The organism is Neobacillus drentensis, from assembly GCF_036965645.1.
GTDB lineage: Bacteria > Bacillota > Bacilli > Bacillales > Cytobacillaceae > Neobacillus > Neobacillus drentensis_D.
Genome location: NZ_JBALPZ010000271.1, coordinates 1 through 2,210, shown reverse-complemented (window position 1 = coordinate 2,210; position 2,210 = coordinate 1). Strand labels below are relative to the sequence as shown.

3 protein-coding genes are annotated in these 2,210 nt (G+C 35.0%); 2 read left to right on the top strand and 1 reads right to left on the bottom strand.

Going from position 1 to position 2,210, the window contains the following annotated elements:
* Positions 1-34 precede the first annotated feature (34 nt).
* On the top strand, positions 35-892 hold the full coding sequence (locus V7266_RS30215; protein ID WP_335472965.1) for a pirin family protein: 858 nt from the start codon (positions 35-37) through the stop codon (positions 890-892).
* Between the two features lie 84 nt (positions 893-976).
* Positions 977-1,375, top strand: coding sequence for a DoxX family protein (locus V7266_RS30210; RefSeq protein WP_335472964.1), 399 nt, complete (start codon positions 977-979; stop codon positions 1,373-1,375).
* Between the two features lie 257 nt (positions 1,376-1,632).
* Here the strand turns inward: V7266_RS30210 and V7266_RS30205 are convergent, their stop codons facing one another.
* Positions 1,633-2,082 carry a CBO0543 family protein gene (locus V7266_RS30205; protein ID WP_335472962.1) on the bottom strand — a complete coding sequence of 150 codons (450 nt, stop codon included), beginning with the start codon at positions 2,080-2,082 and terminating at the stop codon, positions 1,633-1,635.
* Between the last annotated feature and the right edge of the window lie 128 nt (positions 2,083-2,210).

Here is a 2,210-nt window from a genome sequence, read left to right as displayed (position 1 = left end):
AGTTTATTATGACTATGAAAAGGAGGCAAATAATATGAATACCGAAAATATTAAACGTCGTGAAATAAAAAAAGTATGGACTGTAACCGAACAAAAAATTAGCAATATTCATACCGCAAGTCCTATCCTTGCACCTGGCAACTGGGTAGATTATGACCCGTTCTTATTACTAATGGAAGATAAATTTCAAAAAGGAGCATTTAGTGAGCATCCTCATCGTGGTATAGAGACCTTAACATTTATCATTGACGGAAGGCTTAATCATTATGACAATGCTACGGGGGCGGGTGGAATCCTAGAAAAAGGGGACCTTCAATTTATGACTGCTGGTAGAGGAGTAATCCATAATGAATCACCACTTGACGGTGAAACAGTTCATCTTCTTCAGCTTTGGGTTAATCTACCTCGTCAATATAAAATGGTAAAACCCCGTTATCAAAATATGCAAGCAAAAGACATGCCTGTTCGTGAGGAGAATGGTGCTTTAATTAGGGTATATTCAGGTTCGTCAGGAGATATTGTATCTAATACACTGAATTACGCATCTGTCACATTTGTAGAAATGATTTTGGAAAAAGGTGCATCCGTTATTCAAGAACTTCCTGGTACCTATAATGGCTATATTTATGTATTAGAAGGAAGTGGCACATTCGGAGAAAATCAAGTCGAAGCGAAAAAAGGGCAAGCGATGTGGCTAGGTTCCGCAGATGCTGATAATATGAGTAGTATTCATGTTTCTGCAAACGAAAACTTACGACTTGTTCTGTTTGCAGGTGAACCTATCAAAGAGCCTGTAGTAGCATATGGACCTTTTGTAATGAATACAGAAGAAGAAATACGACAGGCTTATCGAGATTATAAAGAGGGAAAATTTGAAACTCCAGGAGATTAAGGGATTTAAGACATAGTTATATGTATTGGAGTAACTCAACAACGAACAAATTAAATAAAGATAATTAAGGGAGAGGAACAAAAGGTGTTAGGAATAGGTTTATTGTTAATACGTTTAGTAATTGGATTATCCTTCATGGCTCATGGAGCCCAAAAGTTATTCGGCTCATTTGATGGTGGAGGAATAAAAGTATTTGGGGAGCATTTTGAAAAATTAGGAATAAAACCAGGTGTAACAATGGCTTTACTCGCTGGATTATCCGAATTTATAGGTGGTGCTTTGTTCACTTTAGGATTATTAACACCACTTGCAGGCATTGTAATTGCTGGAAGCATGGTTGTAGCGATTTTAAAAGTTCATGGACCAAATGGATACTGGCTTACAAAAGGTGGATATGAATACTGCCTTGCTATTTTAGTTGTTGCAATTGGTGTAGCACTAACAGGTGCAGGACAATATTCCCTGGATGCTGTATTATTTTAAATTACATCAATTTTTAATGGCAAATTTTTTAGGATTACAAATCAGACGCTCAGAAGCTAATTCTGGGCGTTTTTGGTACCGTATTAAGTGTGTCTTGGAAAGGCAGTGACATTCCTTCTGCAACTAAAATGCCTAGTTAGTTCAATTAGAAAAAATGACCGCCACAGCGATCATCATCCTTAACAAAAGCACCCGTTAGTTTAAGTGTAATCCTTCACAATCAAAATAGAGATAAACCAGGGACTTTCATCCTAAATCTAATTAATTAGTCTCCGAACGAACTTTAAATTAAGCAGAAGTATTAAAAATATTATTGGGTAAGCAATAGCGGAATACCAAAGCTTCCACCCATTATGATAATAAAACTTAGTATGAAGACAAAACCACTCAAAAGCAAGTGAAAAAACTGTCCAAGCTAAGATGTATAAAATCTTTTTTCCTTTATTGCTATTTAAAGGATAAAGATTGAGAAACAAAACACTAATAGATGGAAAATACATAAATATAGCTAAAAGTCCTAGCCATTGAAATCCTTCTTCAAAATATCCATACAAATTATAATTTAGGTCTAATATCATATCTACTGTAACACCATAGGTAAAGGCAAAAAAGGAAGTAGCGTAAATTTCTATTTTATTTAGCTTTTTTGGTATTAAAATTGCTGCTAAATTAAAGATACCAAAAGCTAGAAATACGAGTTTCCACATAAGAATTTCCCCTTCATTTAATCCTTTTGTTGATTATATATCACATCCATTTAATTACTAATTCCACTCATAAAAACCCCTACCTTCTTCAATTAACCTCCCGTTCAACAAGAAATAGACCTCTACAG